The following is a 17,327-nucleotide window of genomic DNA, read 5'->3' as shown; positions in this document are numbered from 1 at the left end:
ACTCAAGCGCTGTCAATATTGATTGAATCAATACACACCGATCAATCCACCCGGCTGCGGATACGGTGACGTCTTATGCGCGATCAAGACCCCCTCCCCGCGTCCTCCGAACGCCGGCTCAGCACCAGGGAGGCCGCCGAACTGCTGGGCGTGAAGCCCGAGACCGTCTACGCCTACGTGAGCCGCGGCCAGCTCAGCAGTCGACGCGTCCCCGGCGGCCGGGGCAGCACCTTCGACGCCAGGGAGGTGGAAGCCCTCTCCCGGCGCAACCGCAGGGACAGCGGCGGGAGTCCGGGGTCCGGCGGTGACCTGTCCGTACGGACCCGCATCACGTTCATCGATCAGGACCGCTACTACTTCCGAGGCGTCGACGCGACCGAACTCGCCGCGCGCCACTCCTACGAAGAGATCGCGGAGTGGCTCTGGACCGGACACCTGCGCCCCGGCGTCACCTTCACCGCACCCGACGCCGCCGTCGACGTGGCCCGCCGCGCGGTGAATGCGCTGCCCGAACACACCGGCCCCACCGACCGGTTGCGGGTCGCGGCGATCGCCGCCGCAGCGGCCGACCCACTGCGTTTCGACCTGTCCGAGGAGGCGGTGCTCGGCACCGCGCGCACCCTGATCCCCACCCTCGTCGCCGCGCTGCCCCCCGTACTGCCCGACCGCCGCCGCGACGACGGTCCCGTGGCCCACCGGCTGTGGACCCGCCTGAGCGGACGCAAGCCCGACGAGGCGTCCCTGCGCGCCCTGGACACCGCGCTCGGGCTGCTCGTGGACCACGACCTCGCCGCCTCGACCCTCGCGGTCCGCGTCGCCGCGTCGGCCCACGCGCACGCGTACGCGGCCGTCTCCGCCGGACTCGGCGTTCTGGAGGGCCCCTTGCACGGCGCGGCCAGCGGGCTCGCCCACCGGCTGCTGCTCGACGTACTCGACCGGGGCGACGCGGCCCCGGTGATCGCGGAGGAGTTGCGGGCCGGCCGCCGCATCCCCGGCCTCGGCCACAGGCTCTACCCGGGCGAAGACCCACGCGCGCGTGCCCTGTTCGCCCTCCTGGAGGAGATCCCGCGCGCCGAACCCGCCCTCCTCGCGGCCCGCGACATCGTGGCCACGACCGCCCGCCACACCTCCCTGCACGCCAATGTGGACCTGGCCCTCGCCGTGCTCACCGCCTCCGCCGGCATGCCCTCCACAGCGGGCGAGACGGTCTTCGCCGTCGCTCGAACGGCGGGCTGGATCGCCCACGCGCTGGAGGAGTACGGGGAACGCCCGTTGCGCATGCGCCCGAGCGGCATCTACGTGGGCCCGAAGCCGCCGCAGCCGCTGCCGTGACACGACCTCGCCGGGACTCTCCGGGAAGAGGGCACCGCGCGTGCGGAGCACTGACAGGTCACGGCCGGAAGTCGCCATGCTCCAAGTCAGGTTAGGCTCACCTGTGTGAGTACCTGCTCAACGGTCTCGCACGACCTCGACGAGCCCGTTTCCGGCACCGCGGCCACCGCGCGGACCTGGCTGCTGCTCGAACAGCCCGGCCCCTGGGGCGCCAGTGCGCTCACTTCGAGCCATCTGGATCCCGTACTGGGCCGCGCCCTGGAGGCCGCCGCGCAGGACACGGGCGTGCGTGTGGCGCTCATCCGCCGCCCCGGACGGCACGCCGACAGCGGCACGCCCACCACCCGGCAGATCTACGCGGCCCACGGTCTGCCCGGCAACGTGTGGCTGCGCAGTGCGACGACCCGCGAACCGCAGGACCTGCTCGGCCTGGACTTCGCCGCCCTCGGCAAGGGCGACCCCACCGGGTTCGACACGGTGCTCGGGGGGCGCCCCCACACCGGCAGTCCGCTCGCGCTCGTCTGCACCAACGGCAAGCGGGACCGCTGCTGCGCTCTCCTGGGCCGCCCACTGGCCGCCGAGCTGGCCGCCTCGGGCGTCGAGGGCGCCTGGGAGGTCACTCATCTGGGTGGCCACCGGTTCTCCCCCACGCTGCTCGTCCTGCCGTACGGCTACGCCTACGGCCGCGCCGAGGCCCACACCGTCAAGCAGGTCCTCCACAGCGTCCAGGAGGGCCGGATCGTGGTCGAGGGGTGCCGTGGGAACTCCGCGTGGGAGCGACCCGCTCAGGCGGCCGAGCTGGCGGTGCGCACAACGGCGGGCGAATACACGGCGGACGCGCTGACGGTCGTCCGCACGGACGGGGCGGCCCCGCAGTGGGAGGTGACCGTCGCGCACACCGACGGTCGGCACTGGCGCGTGCTGGTCGCCCAGAGCGCGTCGCTGCCGCCCCGCCCGGAGAGCTGCGGGGTGTCGCTGCTCGGCTCGCCCGCGCGGCTGGACGTGGTGGCGGTGCGCGAGCTGGGCGCGTCGACGGCGTCGGCGAGCTGACCCGGCCGACAGGCTCATCAATGCGTTGATCAAGAGATCCATGCCACACCGCCTGCGGCGGATCCGGCGTGTCCACGTACCGTCATGGGTATGAGCCGCACTCCCCCCGCCCGTCGTCTGCGTCTCGGACTGCCCCGCCGGGTGTTCTCGCAGGTGCTCCTGATGCAGTTGGCGATCGCCGCGGGCGTAGCGGTGCTCGCGACCGGTCTGTTCCTCGCGCCTCTGAGCAACCAGCTCGACGACCAGGCGATGCGCCGGGCGCTCGCCATCGCCCAGACCACCGCCGCCGAGTCGCAGATCGCCGAGCAGGTCAAGGACACGCCCCCGCTGCCCACCGGCCCCGTCCAGCAGGAGGCCGAGAGGATCCGCAGGTCGACCGGGGCCGAGTACGTCGTGGTGCTGGACCGGCGGGGCGTGCGCTGGTCGCACCCCACTCGCAGCGAGGTCGGCAGGGTCGTCTCGACCGACCCGGATCAGGCCCTGGCCGGCCACGAGGTCATGCAGATCGACAGCGGCACCCTCGGTCGCACCGCCCGCGGCAAGGTGCCGCTGTACGACAGCGAGCACAGGATCGTCGGGGCGGTCTCCGTCGGCATCGCCTACGACAGCGTGCGCGCCCGGCTGATCCATGCGATCCCGGGGCTGTTCGCCTACGCCGGCGGGGCCCTTGCCGTCGGCGCGCTGGCAGCATGGATCATCTCCCGGAGAGTTCACCGGCAGACCCGTGACCTGGCCTTCTCCGACATCTCGGCCCTCCTCTCCGAGCGCGAGGCCATGCTGCACGGGATCCGGGAGGGCGTCGTCGCCCTGGACCGCGACGGACACATCCGCCTGCTCAACGACGAGGCCCGGCGACTGCTGGGTATCGGCGACGAGGCCGTCGGCCGCTCACCCGACGAGGCGCTCGGAGACGGACGTACGGCCGATGTCCTGGCCGGCCGGGTCACGGGCACCGACCTGGTCACCGTGCGCGGCCAGCGGGTGCTGGTCGCCAACCGGATGCCCACCGACGACGGCGGTGCCGTCTCCACCCTGCGCGACCGCACCGAACTGGAACAGCTCGGCCGGGAGCTCGACTCCACCCACGGTCTGATCGACGCGCTGCGGGCGCAGGACCACGAGCACGCCAACCGTATGCACACGCTCCTCGGGCTGCTGGAACTGGAGATGTACGACGACGCCGTGGAGTTCGTCGGCGAGGTCGTCGGCGATCACCGGGCCACCGCGGAGCAGGTCACCGAGAAGATCGAGGACCCGCTGCTCGCCGCGTTGCTGGTGGGCAAGGCGACCGTCGCGGCCGAACGCGGGGTCGCCCTGTGGGTCTCGGACCGGACCCGGCTGCCTGACCGGCTGGTCGACCCCAGCGGACTGGTCACGATCGTCGGCAACCTCGTGGACAACGCCCTGGACGCCGTCGCCGGCGCACCGCACGCGCGCGTGGAGGTCGAACTGCTCACAGAAGGCCGTACAGCCGTCCTCAGGGTGCGGGACACCGGACCCGGAATCCCGGTGGAACAGCGGGAACTGGTCTTCACCGAGGGCTGGTCGACCAAGGAGCCCCCGGCGCACCGGGGACGGGGCATCGGGCTCTCCCTGGTGCGCAAGCTCGCCGAGCGTCAGGGCGGCAGGGCGACCGTCGGGGAGGCCGGCGGCGGTGGCGCGGAGTTCACCGTCGTACTGCCCGACGCGCTGGCCGAGACGCAACCTGCTCTGACCGCACCTGCCGCCCTGCAGGCCCCCACCGAGGAGGAGTCGTGATGATCGACGTCCTGGTCGTGGACGACGACATCCGCGTGGCACGCGTCAACGCCGCCTACGTCGAGAAGGTCCCCGGCTTCCGCGTGGCCGGCGAGGCGCACAGCGCCGCGGACGCCCTGCGTCAGCTGGAGACGCTGCCCCATGTCGACCTGGTCCTCATGGACCACTACCTGCCCGACGAGACAGGGCTGGCGGTCGTCCAGGAGATGCGCCGTCGCGGCCACCAGACCGACGTGATCATGGTGACGGCGGCGCGGGACGTGACGACCGTACAGGCCGCGATGCGGCAGGGCGCGCTGCAGTACCTGGTCAAGCCGTTCGCGTTCGCGGGACTGCGCGCCAGGCTGGAGGCGTACGCCGAACTGCGCCGGGCCTTGGAAGGGGGCGGCGAGGCCGAACAGGCGGAGGTCGACCGTATCTTCGGCGCCCTGTCCTCGCCGGTGGAGCCCGATCTGCCCAAGGGCCACTCGCCCACCACGGCGGAGCTCGTGCGCAGGTCCCTGATGAATGCCGAAGGGCCCCTGTCGGCCCAGGAGATCGCCGAGCGGACAGGGGTGAGCAGACAGACCGCCCAGCGCTACCTGAAGCTCCTGGAACGCACGGGACGGGCCAGGCTCACTCTCAAGTACGGCGACGCGGGCCGCCCGGAACACCGTTACGTGTGGGCGACCCGCGCGTGAGGAGGCTCAGCCGGCGTTCTGCGCGGCCTTCTCGACGAATTGCGTCGTGTACGTCCTGTCGAGGTCGACGTCCGCGTTCTGGATGTTGGGGTTGAACGCCTTGAGGACCTTCTCGACGGTCTCGGGGCCGTTCTCGGGCATCACACCGTCCTTGGTGAACATGGGCAGCGTGTTCTTGATGGCCACCGCGTACAGCAGGCCGTTGCCCTGCGAGTAGTCGGCGGGCATCTTGTCGGCGATCTGGGTCGCGCTGTGGGTGGACATCCACTTGAGCGTCTTGACGAATGCATTGGCCAACTTCTGCACGGTGTCCTTGTGACCGTTGACCCAGTCCGTCTGCATGTACAGGCTTGACGAGGGATACGGCCCGCCGAGTGCCTCGTCCGAGCCCTGAGGCGTGCGCATGTCCAGAAGGATCTTGCCGGCCTTCTTGTCCAGGATCGTCGCGACGGTCGGGTCGGTCGTCATACCGCCGTCGATCGAGCCCTGCTGGAGTGCCGAGATGAAGGTCGGTCCCGCGCCGACGGCGACCGGTGTGAAGTCGCTGACCTTCACACCGTTCTTCACGGCGAGGTACTTGGTGAGGAAGTCGGTCGAGGAGCCGAGTCCCGTGACACCGAGCTTCCTGCCCTTGAAGTCCTTCGGCGAAGTGATGTCGCCCGCCGCCTTCGTGGAGACGATCTCCACCTCGCCTGGCGCGTGCGAGAACTGTACGACCGACTCCACGTCCTTGCCCTTCACCTGTAGGTCGAGGGTGTGGTCGTAGAAGCCGACGGCACCCTGGACCTGACCGGAGACGAGCGCGGTCTCGGCCTGGACGCCTGCGGGCTCGCTCAGCAGTTCCACGTCGAGCCCCTCGGAGTCGAAGTAGCCGAGTCGCTGGGTCAGCATCGCCGGGAGGTAGATGACCTTGTCGAGGCCACCGACCATGATCTTGACCTTGGTTCCCTTGCCGTCACCCTTGCTGCCGGAGCCGGCCGACTCGGTACTAGCGGCGTCGTTGGCACAGGCGGTGAGCGAGGAGAGGGCCAACAGGCCGGCGGCTGCCAGGGAGGTGTATCTGGCGGTCTTGCGCATGGAGTTCACGTCCTTGTGAGGGGCGGTGCGGGGATGGGGAGGGCTGCCGGGTCAGGGCCGGGCCGGAGGAAGGGGCCGCCGACTGCCGGGGAGGTGGTCAGCTGTCGGAACCCGTCGGCTTCCAGCGGAAGATGCGGCGCTCGGCGAAGGTGAGCAGCCCTTCGGCGAGGAGTGCGACGACGGCGAGGATGACCATCGCGGCATACACACCGGCCGCGTTGAAGGTGCCCTGCGACTGGGCGACGAGCAGGCCGATGCCCTTGGTCGCGCCGATGTACTCGCCGACGATGGCGCCGATGAGGGCGAAGCCGAAGCTGACGTGCAGGCTGGTGAAGATCCAGGAGGTCGCGGACGGGATCACGACCTGAAGCGTCACCCTGCGGTCGCTCGCGCCGAGGATGCGGGCGTTGGCGACCAGGTTGCGGTCGACTTCGCGGGCGCCCTGGAAGGCGTTGAAGAACACGGGAAAGAAGACCAGGACGACGGCCGAGGCGACCTTGGAGGCCGGTCCGAGACCGAACCAGATCACGAAGATCGGGGCGAGGACGATCCTGGGTATCGAGTTGAGCACCTTGATGTATGGACCAAGTACGTCGGCGAGCAAGGTGATCCGCCCCAGCGCAATACCGAAGACCACCCCGGCAATTACGCCCACGACCCAGCCCAACAGCGCCTCGTAGAGCGTGTACCAGATCTGTTCGCCCAGCGAGCCGAGGGCGGTCCCGTGCGTCACCCAGGTCCAGATCTGGTTCCAGATCTTCGAGGGCATGGAGAAGTTGAAGGGATCGATGACCTTGGCCCTGGCGAGCACCTCCCACAGACCGAGAACGACCACCAGGAGCAGCACGCGGGAGACGGCGACAACGATCCTGCGTCTGCGGGCGACACGCGCGCGTGAGTGTGCGCGGTCCGTCTTGTTGCCGGGCTCGGTCATGGTCGGCGCGACCCGGGCCTCGGGGATGACGTCAGGCGACATGGGCGGCACCCCTCTCGCGGGTGATGCGGACCTCTTCGCCGAGGGACTCCCAGATCTCGCGGTAGATCTCGATGAACCGCGGCTCCAGGCGCACCGACTCGACCTTGCGGGGCCGGGGCAGGTCGATGTCGAAGACCTGCTTGACGGTGGCGGGCCCGGCCGTCATCACGACGACCCTGTCGGCCAGGGCGATGGACTCCTCCAGGTCATGGGTGACGAAGACGACGGACGCTCCCGTCCCCTCCCACAGTTCGAGGAGTTCGTCGGACATCAGCGCCCGGGTCTGCACGTCGAGTGCGGAGAACGGCTCGTCCATGAGCAGGATCTCGGGGTCGTTCACGAAGGTCGAAGCGAGCGCCACGCGCTTGCGCTGGCCCCCGGAGAGCTGATGGGGGTAGCGGTCCTCGAAGGCCGTGAGCCCGACCCGGGCCAGCCATTCCCGTGCCTTCCGCCTCGCCTCCGCCTTGGGCACACCGCGGAACCGGGGACCGGCCATGACGTTGGACAGGACTGTGCGCCAGGGGAAGGTGGCGTCCTGCTGGAAGACGAAACCGACCTTGTTCCCGACTCCGCGAACCGGCTCCCCGACAACCAGAACCTCACCCTCGGAGGGCTCCTCCAACCCGCTGACCAGGGTCAGCGTGGTCGACTTGCCACAGCCCGTGGGCCCGACGACGGCCACGAACTCCCCACGCCCCACCGTGAGGTCAAGTCCACTGACAGCCGTGTGCAGACCCCCCGACGGGGTCCGGAATGTCTTGCTCGCGCCCCGCAGCTCGATGGCGGGGCTGATGTCTGCGCTCATGGCCGGGGACGGTAGGTGTGGCCCGCGCCACAGCATCAGTCTTCTGAGCGCATGCCGTTCTTTTGCTTGCAACGGCCTGTTGTGCCTGTTTTGCTCGCGCTACAACAGCGGAGCCGAAACATGGGCTTCACGCCCACAAAGGCCTTGAGGGAAAGAGGCCCGATGATTGACGTCCTGGTCGTGGACGACGACTTCCGTGTCGCCGAGATCAACGCCAAGTACGTGGGAAAGGTTCCCGGCTTCCGGGTGGCCGCCCGCGCGCACAGCGCCGCCCAGGCGCTGGCCAGCGTGCAGCGCGGGACCATCGACCTGGTCCTGCTCGACCACTACCTGCCCGACCAGACCGGCCTCGAACTCATCCACCGCATGCGGGAACAGGGCCATGGCACCGACGTCATCATGATCACGGCGGCCGGAGACGTGGCCACCATCCAGGCCGCGATGCGCCTTGGCGCCCTCCACTACCTGGTCAAACCCTTCACCTTCGCGGCCCTGCGCACCCGCCTGGACTCCTACGCCGCGCTGCGCCGCACCGTCGACCGGGTCGGCGGCCGCGGCATCGCCGGCCAGGAACAGGTCGACCGGATCTTCAGCGCCCTGCGCACCACCTCGGTTCCCACTTCCCCCGGCCTCCCGAGCGGCCACTCGGAGCCGACGACGGACCTCATCTGCCGAGTCCTGCACCACGCCGAGCACCCGCTCTCCGCCCACGAGGTCGCCGCCGAGACGGGCCTGAGCCGCTCCACCGCCCAGCGCTACCTCCGCCACCTCGAACAGGCCGGCCGCCTCCGCCTCTCCCTCAGATACGGCGACACGGGGCGCCCGGAGCACCGGTACGCATGGGTGGCCCCATAGTCCGTACGCCGCAAACACGCCTGGCCCCTGGACGCCGTACGACGACAACCGGTGCCGTACGACGACGAACGCGCCGCTCGCCTCAGGAGTACCCCCCTTACACAGCCCCTGCCCCCGTCAGTGACCGCACCTCGGTCTCCGCGTGTTTGGCCTCGTCGGCGACCTCGGCCGAGGTGACCGTGCCGAGCCAGCCCGCGACAAAGCCCAGCGGGATGGAGACGAGGCCGGGGTTCTGCAGCGGGAAGTACTGGAAGTCGACGCCGGGGAAGAGCGATTCGGGGCTGCCGGACACCACCGGCGACAGCAGCACCAGGGCTATGGCCGGAATCAGCCCTCCGTAGACGGACCAGACGGCACCCCGGGTGGTGAACCCGCGCCAGAACAGCGAGTAGAGCAGCACCGGCAGATTCGCGGATGCGGCGACGGCGAAGGCGAGGCCCACCAGGAAGGCGACGTTGAGGTCCCGGACCAGCAGACCGAGGGCGATCGCGATCACGCCGATCCCCACGGCGGCGGTCCTCGCCACAGCCACCTCACTGTGAGGCTTGGCCCGCCGGCGCCGCAGTGAGGCATACAGGTCGTGGGCCACGGAGGCCGAGGAGGCGAGCGTGATGCCTGCGACCACGGCGAGGATCGTAGCGAAGGCGACGGCCGCGACGATCGCGAACAGAACCGTTCCTCCCGTGGAGTCGGCACCGCCGCCCAGGTCGAGGGCGAGAAGCGGGACCGCGGTGTTCCCCGCCGCGTTCGATCCTCGTACCGCCTCGGGCCCCACGATCGCGGCGGCACCGAACCCGAGGACGATCGTCATCAGGTAGAAGCCGCCGATCAGCCCGATCGACCAGACCACCGAACGCCGTGCGGCGCGTGCGGTGGGCACGGTGTAGAAGCGGGACAGGATGTGTGGCAGCCCCGCCGTGCCGAGCACGAGGGCGAGCCCCAGGCTGATGAAGTCGAGGCGGGCGGTCCAGTCCCCGCCGTACTTCAGACCGGGTGCCAGGAACGACTCGCCATGTCCACTGCGGTCCGCCGCCGTGAGCAGCAACTGGTCGAAGTCACCATGGAACCGCACCAGCACGAGGACGGTCATCACCACGGTCCCGCCGAGCAGCAGGACCGCCTTGACGATCTGGATCCAGGTGGTCGCCCGCATCCCTCCCAGGGACACATAGATCACCATGAGCGCCCCGACGGCGATGACGGTCCAGGACTGCGCTGCCTCGCTGGTGCCTCCCAGCAGCAGCGCGACCAGGCTGCCCGCGCCCACCATCTGCGCCACCAGATACAGAATGGACACGGTGACCGAGGAAGTTCCCGCCGCGATCCGCACCGGCCGCTCACTCATCCGCGCGGCGACCACGTCCGCGAGCGTGAACCGCCCGCAGTTGCGCACCAGTTCGGCCACCAGGAACAGCACCACCAGCCAGGCCACGAGGAAACCCACCGAGTAGAGCATCCCGTCGTACCCGAAGAGCGCGATGAGCCCGGAGATACCGAGGAAGGACGCGGCCGACATGTAGTCGCCCGCGATGGCAAAACCATTCTCCATCGGCGAGAACAGCCTGCCGCCCGCATAGAACTCCTCCGCCGAACCGTGCCGGTGACGGCTCACCCACGTCGTGATCCCCAGCGTGACTGCGACGAAAACGCTGAAGAGCAGCAACGCCAGCGTCTGGTGGTCACCCGTCATGACGACGCACCGCCCCGGGCCGTACGCGTCAGTTCCTGGGTGTCCCACCGCAGCTCGAGCGCGGCCCGGTCCCGGCGCAGCCTCGCATGCCGGGCGTAGGCCCAGGTCAGCAGGAACGTGGTGAGGAACTGACCGAGTCCCGCGAGCATCGCCACATTCACCGCACCCACCACGGGCCGCGCCATCAGTCCGGGCGCGCTCGTCGCTGCCACGACGTAGGCCACGTACCAGACGAAGAACCCGATGCCCGCGGGCACCACGAACCTCCGGTACCGGCTGCGCACCTCCTGGAAGGCCGCGCTGCGCTGCACTTCGAGGTAGACGTCGGCTGCTGCGGCCGCCCTGTCCTCACGCACCGACCTTGCCGTCGCAACCGGGGTCACGGATGTGCCGCCACCGCCTGTCTCTCCCCAGCCGGAGGCAAGCGCGTCATACCAGGGGTCGTCGTACCGCACCCCGGCGGACGCCTCGGGACGGGACAGATCGTGCCCGTGGTGGTTCTCGGCCGAACTCTCGGCATCACCCCCGCTTCCGCGGGGACGAGCGTTGCTTGACTGCATGCCCAAGGATGGACAGAACGGGAAGATCCCCGACTCTTCTTCCCCACGCTCTTCACCCCATCAGGTGATTCCTCCCGTCGGTGGCCGCACAAGTCCCTTCGCATAGGCGTAACGCACCGCCTGCGCACGGTCCTTGAGACCCGTCTTGGCGAAGAGGTTGTTGATGTGCGTCTTCACCGTGGCGGTGGAGACATGCAGCCGTCGGGCGATCTCCTGGTTGCTGAGTCCGTCCGCGATCAGCGCCAGCACCTCGACCTCCCGGGTGGTGAGCCCGTCGGGCGCCTCCGCGGACACCTGCTGCTGCGGCTCCGGGTCCGACAGCCGCTCCAGAAGCCGCCGCTGAATGCTCGGCGACAGTCCCGCGTCCCCGGAGAGCACACTGTGCACGGCCCGCACGATCTCGTCGCCTCCCGCGTCCTTGGTGAGATAGCCGCGTGCGCCTGCCTTGAGGGCGGGGAACAGCGAATCGTCGTCCGCGTACGTCGTCAGCACCACGACCTGCGTCGCGGAGTACTCGGTCCGGATCCGCCGGGTGGCCTCCACCCCGTCGCAGCGAGGCATACGCAGGTCCATCAGCACGACGTCCGGAGCGAGTTCCGCGACAAGCTTCACCGCCTCCTCCCCGTCCCTCGCGGCACCGACGACCTCGATCCCGGGCAGGAGACCGAGCAGCATCACGATGCCTTCGCGGACCACGGTCTGGTCGTCAGCGACCACCACCCGGGCGTGCTTCGTCTCCGCCTCCTCCGTCATACGGGCACCTTCAACGTCACCATGAACCCCTCGCCGTCCGGCCCCACCTCCAGCGAACCGCCCAGCAGTTCGGCCCGCTCCCTCATCCCCAGGAGACCGTACCCGCCTCCGGTGGCGCTGAGTTCACCCGGCGAACCGCCAGAGTCCCGCACGACCAGCGTCACGTGGTCCTCGCCGTACTCGAACCGCATCCGGACCTTGGCCCCCGGCGCGTGCTTGTGCACGTTGGTCAGGGCCTCCTGAGCGACTCTGCGGACGGCCTGCGACGTCTCGGCCGGCAACGGCCTGCGCTGACCCGAAATGGTGGCTTCGGCCCCGTCGACCCCACCCACGAGCTGACTCAGGAAGTCCTCCAGCGGAGTCATGTCGCCACGTAGGGCCGACAGCGCCTGCCGGGTCTCGGCGAGTCCGTCGCGGGCCATGCCTCGTGCGGCCACCACCCTTTCGAGGACCTGGTCCCGGTCCGCGCCCCCCTCGATCAGCAGCCGGGCCGCCTCCAGGTGCACGAGCTGTGCCGAGAGGCTGTGCGCCAGCACATCGTGGATCTCGCGCGCGATACGGGCACGCTCCCCGAGCGCAGCGGACTCCGCCTCGGCCGCCCGCGCCGCCCGCTCCTGGGTGAGCAGTCGTTGGGCACTGCCCCGGGCCTCGGCGTCCAGTCTCAGGACATAGCCGGCCAGCGCGAGGCCTCCCGTCGTGGCCAGGGTGGTCAGCCACACGTCGTCGTTGACCACGACGTACAGGGCCAGAGCGACCACGGTCACCGGCAGCGCGGCAGCGATGGGCAGTCGTTCCAGAGCCGTGACGGCGCAACCGCACCACAGGACGAGGGCGATCACCCTGAAGTCGGTAACCTGGGCGGCAGCCGCGATCGCCAAAAGGACGCCGTAGAGCGACAGCGAGGGCCATAGCCGGTGCGCCAGGGTGGTGCGGAAGAGTGCCCAGGCTCCGACCGCGGCCAAGAGGATCCCGGCCACTGCCCCGACCACACCCCAACCGTGGACGTGCCTGCCGCTGAAGGCGCCCCAGAGGAGCATGGCGAGCACCGACGACCGCACGACCCAGCCCAGCAGGCGCCGAGGACGCGTGGTCGTCTCCCGCCCGAGCGCCTCCCTGGAGGGCCAGCGGGTCCAGGCGTTCTCCGTCACGCACGTTCCTTCCCCATGGACCGGAACATGGGCTCACCGTACGCCGGAGCCGGTGCGGCGGCAGGGCACAGGGAACGCGCACGCCAGGTCAGGACGCCGGAGCGGACCAGCAGCGTGGCCGCCAGGGCGAGCAGAAGGGCGGAGGAGTCCTGATGGACACCGAGCGCAGCCCCGAGCGCGAAGAGACCGACGCGTATTCCGATACCGACGCCCCAGACGGACCCGCTCGCCTTGGTGCTCCTGCTCCACACCGCACCGTCCTGCTCCGTCCATATCCGGCTCGTCCAGGCCCATCCGGCTCCGATGGCAAGGCCGGTGACCAGCTCGGCGGTGAGCAGGGCGAGCGATGCCGTGCGGTGGTGGGCGTCCACCAGTCCCGGCTCGCGGAGCGCCACGACGGCCAGAATCACGGGCAGCAACCACCAGCGCCGCCCTGTGTCGATCCGGCTGGCGCGGAACTGCCGGGCGATCACCACGACCACCGCGACCACGATCAGCAACGCGTCGACGAGCCCGGACATCACAAGCCTCCGTGAGCGAGGAAGGGTCTGCCGGCAGCGGACGCCGCCGACACCTTCGAAGCTACGCAAATCCGCAGGCCGGGAGATCGGAGCCGGGGTGGATCACGGGTGGATTCTCATGCGCTGGGTCTCTCCACCCGTGGGTGGAGAGACCCAGCCGACGACCACCGAACCGCAGGAACGGCGAGGGTGCGAAAATCAGCCCGGCCGAAGCGGGGCCGCGGTCGGCCGGGGGACCGGCCCCGGCGCTAGGCGTCGATGCGCGAGCGATCCAGTGTGGCGGCCGATCCGGAGATGAACTCCTTGCGCGGCGCCACGTCATTGCCCATCAGCAGATCGAAGACCTGCTCGGCAGCCTCGAGATCGGCGAGGTTGATCCGTCGCAGGGTCCGGTGCCGCGGATCCATCGTCGTCTCGGCCAGCTGGTCGGCGTCCATCTCGCCCAGGCCCTTGTACCGCTGGATGGAGTCCTTGTACCGGACCCCCTTGCTCTGGAATTCCAGCAGCTTCTCGCGTAGCTCACGGTCCGAGTACGTGTAGACGTACTTGTCCTGGCCCTTCTTCGGCTGGACGAGCTCGATCCGGTGCAACGGCGGCACCGCGGCGAACACCCGTCCGGCCTCGACCATGGGGCGCATGTAGCGCTGGAACAGCGTCAGCAGCAGGCATCGGATGTGCGAACCGTCGACGTCGGCGTCGGTCATCATGATGATCTTGCCGTAGCGGGCCGCGTCGATGTCGAAGGTCCGGCCCGACCCCGCTCCTATGACCTGGATGATCGCCCCGCACTCGACGTTCTTCAGCATGTCCGTGACGGACGACTTCTGGACGTTGAGGATCTTGCCCCGGATGGGCAGCAGCGCCTGGAACTCGGAGTTCCGGGCGAGCTTCGCGGTACCGAGCGCGGAGTCGCCCTCGACGATGAACAGCTCGCTGCGGTCGACGTCGTCGCTGCGGCAGTCGGCGAGCTTGGCGGGCAGCGAGGAGGACTCCAGAGCCGTCTTGCGGCGCTGTGCGTCCTTGTGCTGGCGGGCCGCGATACGCGTGCGTGCCGCGGCGACCGCCTTCTCCATGACGACCCGGGCCTGGGCCGCGGCATCCCGCCTCGTGGACGTCAGGAACGCCTTGAGCTCCTTGGCGATCACGGTGTTCACGATGCGGCGGGCCGCCGAGGTACCGAGGACTTCCTTGGTCTGACCCTCGAACTGCGGCTCCGCCAGACGGACGGTGACGACCGCGGTGAGTCCCTCGAGGGCGTCGTCCTTGACGATGTCGTCCTCGGCCACGCGCAGCATCTTCTTGGCGCGCAGTACCTCGTTCATCGTCTTGACGACGGCTTGCTCGTAACCGGCGACGTGGGTGCCGCCCTTGGGGGTGGCGATGATGTTGACGAACGACTTCAGGGTCGTGTCGTAGCCGGTGCCCCAGCGCATCGCCACGTCCACGCCGAGCTCACGGGTGACCTCTGTGGGCGTCATCTGGCCATGGTCGTCGAGGACTGGGACGGTCTCCTTGAAGATGCCCTGCCCGGAGAAACGGAGGACGTCGTTGACGGGCTTGTCCGTGGCCAGGTACTCGCAGAACTCGCTGATCCCGCCGTCGAAGCGGAAGGACTCCTCACCCTTGCTGCCGCCCTCACCCAGACCGAACTCGTCACGGACGACGATGGTCAGGCCGGGCACCAGGAACGCGGTCTGGCGGGCGCGCTGGTGGAGGCCCTCCAGGGAGAGCTTGGCGTCCTTGAGGAAGATCTGACGGTCGGCCCAATACCGCACGCGCGTGCCGGTCCGGGTCCTGGGGATCTTCTTGGCTTTGCGCAGGCCGCTCGTGGCATCGAATTCGGCGTCGGGGCCGTCGGCCGCGAAGGCGCCCGGCACGCCACGCCGGAAGCTGATCGCATGGGTGTGGCCGCTACGGTCCACCTCGACGTCCAGCCGCGCCGACAGGGCGTTCACCACGGAGGCACCCACGCCGTGCAGACCGCCGGAGGCGGCGTACGAGCCGCCACCGAACTTGCCGCCGGCGTGCAGCTTGGTCATCACGACCTCGACACCGGACAGGCCGGTCTTGGGCTCGACGTCGACCGGAATGCCCCGGCCGTTGTCCCGGACCTCCACGGAGGCGTCGTCGTGGAGGATCACTTCGATGTGGTCGCAGTACCCGCCCAGGGCTTCATCGACGGAGTTGTCGATGATTTCCCACAGGCAGTGCATCAGCCCCCGACTGTCGGTCGAGCCGATGTACATACCCGGGCGCTTGCGGACGGCCTCGAGCCCCTCGAGGACGAGCAGGTGCCGCGCGGTGTAGTTGGACCCGTCGCGGTCTGCTCCTGCCAGCAGAGCTGTGGACGGCACGGACGTCTCGGCGGTCACGCGGTTCGCTCCTCGCTGAATTTCAGGTGGGGCCCTTCTGGGTAAGGGCACGGCATCGGTCGCCGCCACGAGGGTACCGAGGCCTGGTAGAGCCGTTGTAACGCCACCCTCGTGTGAAGCACACAGTAATCCACGGTCGTATACCTGTTCGATCCCTCGATGGGGTGAAGTACATATCACGTTCCCTTCGGGGCATGAACCATTTAGGCTCCGGGCACGTCCTCATGAACAACCGGCAACCCAGCCGGGAGGACCGACCTTCACCGACACAGTGCGACACGTAAGACACACAGACACGCAATACGGCACATTCGCCGCCAAACCGGCAGCAGCCGGCCGCCCGGAGAAATTTCTCTCTGAGTGAAGCCGCAAGCGGGAACGTTTTGGGGCTGGTTGGATGTTGACCCTGGTACGACAGCTCGTCGAGCTAGAGAAGAGGCGACGTGACTACTGTTCTGACCCCCGCGAGCCCGATGACGGCCGCTGACCGCTGCGACCGCTGCGGCGCCCAGGCGTACGTACGCGTCGTCCTGCTCAGCGGTGGAGAACTGCTCTTCTGCGCCCACCACGGTCGCAAGTTCGAGCCGGAACTCAAGAAGATCGCCGCTGAGATACAGGACGAGACGGAGCGGCTCACGACCGTTCCGGTATCCGCCTCCGAAGAAGAGCGCTGACACCTCGCGTCCACGACGAGCCGGCGCCGACACAGGTCGGCATGAGGGCGGCTGTCCCCGATCCCCGGGGGCAACCGCCCTTTGCTCATGGCCTTCGGCGACGTCGCTCAGCGCCCTGGAGACACTCCGACCTGGCCCTGCGGCACCGAGTCGGCCGTCTCTGAGCGGTCCCAGTCCAGCGTCCGCATGACGTCGGACACCCGGGCATAGACGCCGGGCCAGCCGGCTCGCCCACAGCCGTTCCCCCAGGACACGAGCCCGATCAGCTTCCCGCGGGCGACCAGCGGCCCTCCGCTGTCTCCCTGGCAGGCATCACGGCCGCCCCGCTCCTCCCCTGCGCACAGCATGCTGTCGGCAAGGTAGGTGCCGTCGGCGCCGGCCGGGTAAGCCTTCCGGCAGGCTGTGTCCGACATCACATGCACGCGTGCCGCCCGCAGACTGCGCGCGTAGTCACCGCCACCCGTGACGTCGCCCCACCCGTACACCGTGGCGGGTGTTCCCGGCTCGTACGCGGGATCACCGGCGCCCGCCATGGCGACGACCGCGTCCTGGGGCAGCGGCTCGGTAAGCGTGAGGACTGCGAAATCCCCCGCGTTGCTCTGGGGGTCGTACCCCGGATTCACCCAGACCTCTCGCACGGCGATCTCCGCTCCCTGCTCCGAGAGCAGGTCCGTACGACCCGCGATGACCCTGAAATCGCGCACCTGCTCTGGCGGTGCCCCCAGGACGTCCTCGCCCATGCAGTGGGCAGCGGTGAGCACCGTGGTCCGGCCGACGGCGACACCGCCGCAGAACTGCCCGGCGCGCGTACCTCCGAACCGGTCACGGCTGGACAGGGCCACCGTCCAGGGCGCCTGGGAGACATCGACCGGGAAGCCCCCGACGACGATGCTGTCGGCCGCCACAGGGGCAGCCGACACCAGCGGTATGGCCGCTGCCACGGCCGCCAGAATCAGCGGCCGGGCAAGCGCCCGGGCAATGGGACGACGCATACGTGCTCCTCACTCCGGGTGGTGATCGGAAACCCAGAGTCACGCAGGGCGCCTGTGCGCGCAGCACGAAGGCCCGGCTCCCTG

General features: G+C 69.4%; 16 protein-coding genes. 6 read left to right on the top strand and 10 right to left on the bottom strand.

Annotated elements, in window-relative coordinates:
- Positions 1-75 precede the first annotated feature (75 nt).
- From ACFYRX_RS09000 to ACFYRX_RS08985, 4 genes are all read left to right on the top strand, one after another.
- Positions 76-1,332 carry a citrate synthase gene (locus tag ACFYRX_RS09000; protein WP_389097676.1) on the top strand — a complete coding sequence of 419 codons (1,257 nt, stop codon included), beginning with the start codon at positions 76-78 and terminating at the stop codon, positions 1,330-1,332.
- A gap of 105 nt (positions 1,333-1,437) precedes the next feature.
- Positions 1,438-2,382 (top strand): sucrase ferredoxin, encoded by a 945-nt coding sequence (locus tag ACFYRX_RS08995; protein ID WP_389097675.1) that lies wholly within the window; start codon positions 1,438-1,440, stop codon positions 2,380-2,382.
- 90 nt (positions 2,383-2,472) lie between these two features.
- The gene (locus ACFYRX_RS08990; protein ID WP_389097674.1) at positions 2,473-4,140 is read left to right on the top strand and encodes an ATP-binding protein; all 1,668 of its coding nucleotides are present in this window, start codon (positions 2,473-2,475) and stop codon (positions 4,138-4,140) included.
- Entirely contained in the window at positions 4,140-4,820 is a 681-nt protein-coding gene (locus ACFYRX_RS08985; RefSeq protein WP_389097673.1) for a response regulator, read from the top strand. The genes ACFYRX_RS08990 and ACFYRX_RS08985 overlap by 1 nt, the downstream gene beginning before the upstream one ends.
- Positions 4,821-4,826: 6 nt before the next feature.
- On the opposite strand, the gene ACFYRX_RS08980 is transcribed toward ACFYRX_RS08985, so the two are convergent.
- The 3 genes from ACFYRX_RS08980 to ACFYRX_RS08970 form a co-directional block, all read right to left on the bottom strand.
- A complete protein-coding gene (locus ACFYRX_RS08980; RefSeq protein WP_389097672.1) occupies positions 4,827-5,897 on the bottom strand; it encodes an ABC transporter substrate-binding protein in 1,071 nt (356 codons plus the stop codon).
- Positions 5,898-5,994: 97 nt separating this feature from the next.
- Complete coding sequence (locus tag ACFYRX_RS08975) at positions 5,995-6,873, bottom strand: ABC transporter permease (RefSeq protein ID WP_389097671.1); 879 nt, start codon at positions 6,871-6,873, stop codon at positions 5,995-5,997.
- On the bottom strand, positions 6,863-7,678 hold the full coding sequence (locus tag ACFYRX_RS08970; protein WP_389097670.1) for an ABC transporter ATP-binding protein: 816 nt from the start codon (positions 7,676-7,678) through the stop codon (positions 6,863-6,865). The genes ACFYRX_RS08975 and ACFYRX_RS08970 overlap by 11 nt, the downstream gene beginning before the upstream one ends.
- Positions 7,679-7,840: 162 nt before the next feature.
- Here ACFYRX_RS08970 and ACFYRX_RS08965 point away from each other — a divergent pair, with 162 nt between their 5' ends.
- The gene (locus ACFYRX_RS08965; RefSeq protein ID WP_389097669.1) at positions 7,841-8,533 is read left to right on the top strand and encodes a response regulator; all 693 of its coding nucleotides are present in this window, start codon (positions 7,841-7,843) and stop codon (positions 8,531-8,533) included.
- A gap of 97 nt (positions 8,534-8,630) precedes the next feature.
- Here ACFYRX_RS08965 and ACFYRX_RS08960 read toward each other — a convergent pair whose 3' ends face one another.
- The 6 genes from ACFYRX_RS08960 to ACFYRX_RS08935 form a co-directional block, all read right to left on the bottom strand.
- A complete protein-coding gene (locus ACFYRX_RS08960; RefSeq protein ID WP_389097668.1) occupies positions 8,631-10,223 on the bottom strand; it encodes a cation acetate symporter in 1,593 nt (530 codons plus the stop codon).
- The gene (locus ACFYRX_RS08955; RefSeq protein WP_389097667.1) at positions 10,220-10,783 is read right to left on the bottom strand and encodes a DUF485 domain-containing protein; all 564 of its coding nucleotides are present in this window, start codon (positions 10,781-10,783) and stop codon (positions 10,220-10,222) included. Before ACFYRX_RS08955 ends, ACFYRX_RS08960 begins: the two co-directional genes overlap by 4 nt.
- Before the next feature lie 60 nt (positions 10,784-10,843).
- The gene (locus ACFYRX_RS08950) at positions 10,844-11,536 is read right to left on the bottom strand and encodes a response regulator (protein ID WP_389097666.1); all 693 of its coding nucleotides are present in this window, start codon (positions 11,534-11,536) and stop codon (positions 10,844-10,846) included.
- Positions 11,533-12,684: a sensor histidine kinase gene (locus ACFYRX_RS08945; RefSeq protein ID WP_389097665.1), complete on the bottom strand. Its 1,152-nt coding sequence runs from the start codon at positions 12,682-12,684 to the stop codon at positions 11,533-11,535. Before ACFYRX_RS08945 ends, ACFYRX_RS08950 begins: the two co-directional genes overlap by 4 nt.
- Positions 12,681-13,205: a DUF1453 domain-containing protein gene (locus ACFYRX_RS08940; RefSeq protein ID WP_389097664.1), complete on the bottom strand. Its 525-nt coding sequence runs from the start codon at positions 13,203-13,205 to the stop codon at positions 12,681-12,683. Before ACFYRX_RS08940 ends, ACFYRX_RS08945 begins: the two co-directional genes overlap by 4 nt.
- Positions 13,206-13,453: 248 nt before the next feature.
- The gene (locus ACFYRX_RS08935) at positions 13,454-15,577 is read right to left on the bottom strand and encodes a type IIA DNA topoisomerase subunit B (RefSeq protein ID WP_389097663.1); all 2,124 of its coding nucleotides are present in this window, start codon (positions 15,575-15,577) and stop codon (positions 13,454-13,456) included.
- A 443-nt stretch (positions 15,578-16,020) separates the two neighbouring features.
- Here ACFYRX_RS08935 and ACFYRX_RS08930 point away from each other — a divergent pair, with 443 nt between their 5' ends.
- Positions 16,021-16,251 (top strand): hypothetical protein, encoded by a 231-nt coding sequence (locus tag ACFYRX_RS08930; RefSeq protein ID WP_328751037.1) that lies wholly within the window; start codon positions 16,021-16,023, stop codon positions 16,249-16,251.
- A gap of 107 nt (positions 16,252-16,358) precedes the next feature.
- Here ACFYRX_RS08930 and ACFYRX_RS08925 read toward each other — a convergent pair whose 3' ends face one another.
- The gene (locus ACFYRX_RS08925) at positions 16,359-17,243 is read right to left on the bottom strand and encodes a serine protease (RefSeq protein WP_389097662.1); all 885 of its coding nucleotides are present in this window, start codon (positions 17,241-17,243) and stop codon (positions 16,359-16,361) included.
- Positions 17,244-17,327 lie beyond the last annotated feature (84 nt).

Origin of the sequence: Streptomyces sp. NPDC005374, from assembly GCF_042872225.1 — a bacterium.
Classification (GTDB): domain Bacteria; phylum Actinomycetota; class Actinomycetes; order Streptomycetales; family Streptomycetaceae; genus Streptomyces.
The sequence above is the reverse complement of the archived record's forward strand: the minus strand, read 5'-3'. Positions and strand labels throughout refer to the sequence as shown.

Excerpts from the sequence above, each read along its gene's own strand:
- ACFYRX_RS08985 (WP_389097673.1), top strand. The coding sequence starts at position 4,140 with ATGATCGACGTCCTGGTCGTGGACGACGACATCCGCGTGGCACGCGTC.
- ACFYRX_RS08940 (WP_389097664.1), bottom strand. The coding sequence starts at position 13,205 with ATGTCCGGGCTCGTCGACGCGTTGCTGATCGTGGTCGCGGTGGTCGTG.
- ACFYRX_RS08950 (WP_389097666.1), bottom strand. The coding sequence starts at position 11,536 with ATGACGGAGGAGGCGGAGACGAAGCACGCCCGGGTGGTGGTCGCTGAC.
- ACFYRX_RS08925 (WP_389097662.1), bottom strand. The coding sequence starts at position 17,243 with ATGCGTCGTCCCATTGCCCGGGCGCTTGCCCGGCCGCTGATTCTGGCG.
- ACFYRX_RS09000 (WP_389097676.1), top strand. The coding sequence starts at position 76 with ATGCGCGATCAAGACCCCCTCCCCGCGTCCTCCGAACGCCGGCTCAGC.
- ACFYRX_RS08990 (WP_389097674.1), top strand. The coding sequence starts at position 2,473 with ATGAGCCGCACTCCCCCCGCCCGTCGTCTGCGTCTCGGACTGCCCCGC.
- ACFYRX_RS08960 (WP_389097668.1), bottom strand. The coding sequence starts at position 10,223 with ATGACGGGTGACCACCAGACGCTGGCGTTGCTGCTCTTCAGCGTTTTC.
- ACFYRX_RS08965 (WP_389097669.1), top strand. The coding sequence starts at position 7,841 with ATGATTGACGTCCTGGTCGTGGACGACGACTTCCGTGTCGCCGAGATC.
- ACFYRX_RS08955 (WP_389097667.1), bottom strand. The coding sequence starts at position 10,783 with ATGCAGTCAAGCAACGCTCGTCCCCGCGGAAGCGGGGGTGATGCCGAG.
- ACFYRX_RS08975 (WP_389097671.1), bottom strand. The coding sequence starts at position 6,873 with ATGTCGCCTGACGTCATCCCCGAGGCCCGGGTCGCGCCGACCATGACC.
- ACFYRX_RS08970 (WP_389097670.1), bottom strand. The coding sequence starts at position 7,678 with ATGAGCGCAGACATCAGCCCCGCCATCGAGCTGCGGGGCGCGAGCAAG.
- ACFYRX_RS08980 (WP_389097672.1), bottom strand. The coding sequence starts at position 5,897 with ATGCGCAAGACCGCCAGATACACCTCCCTGGCAGCCGCCGGCCTGTTG.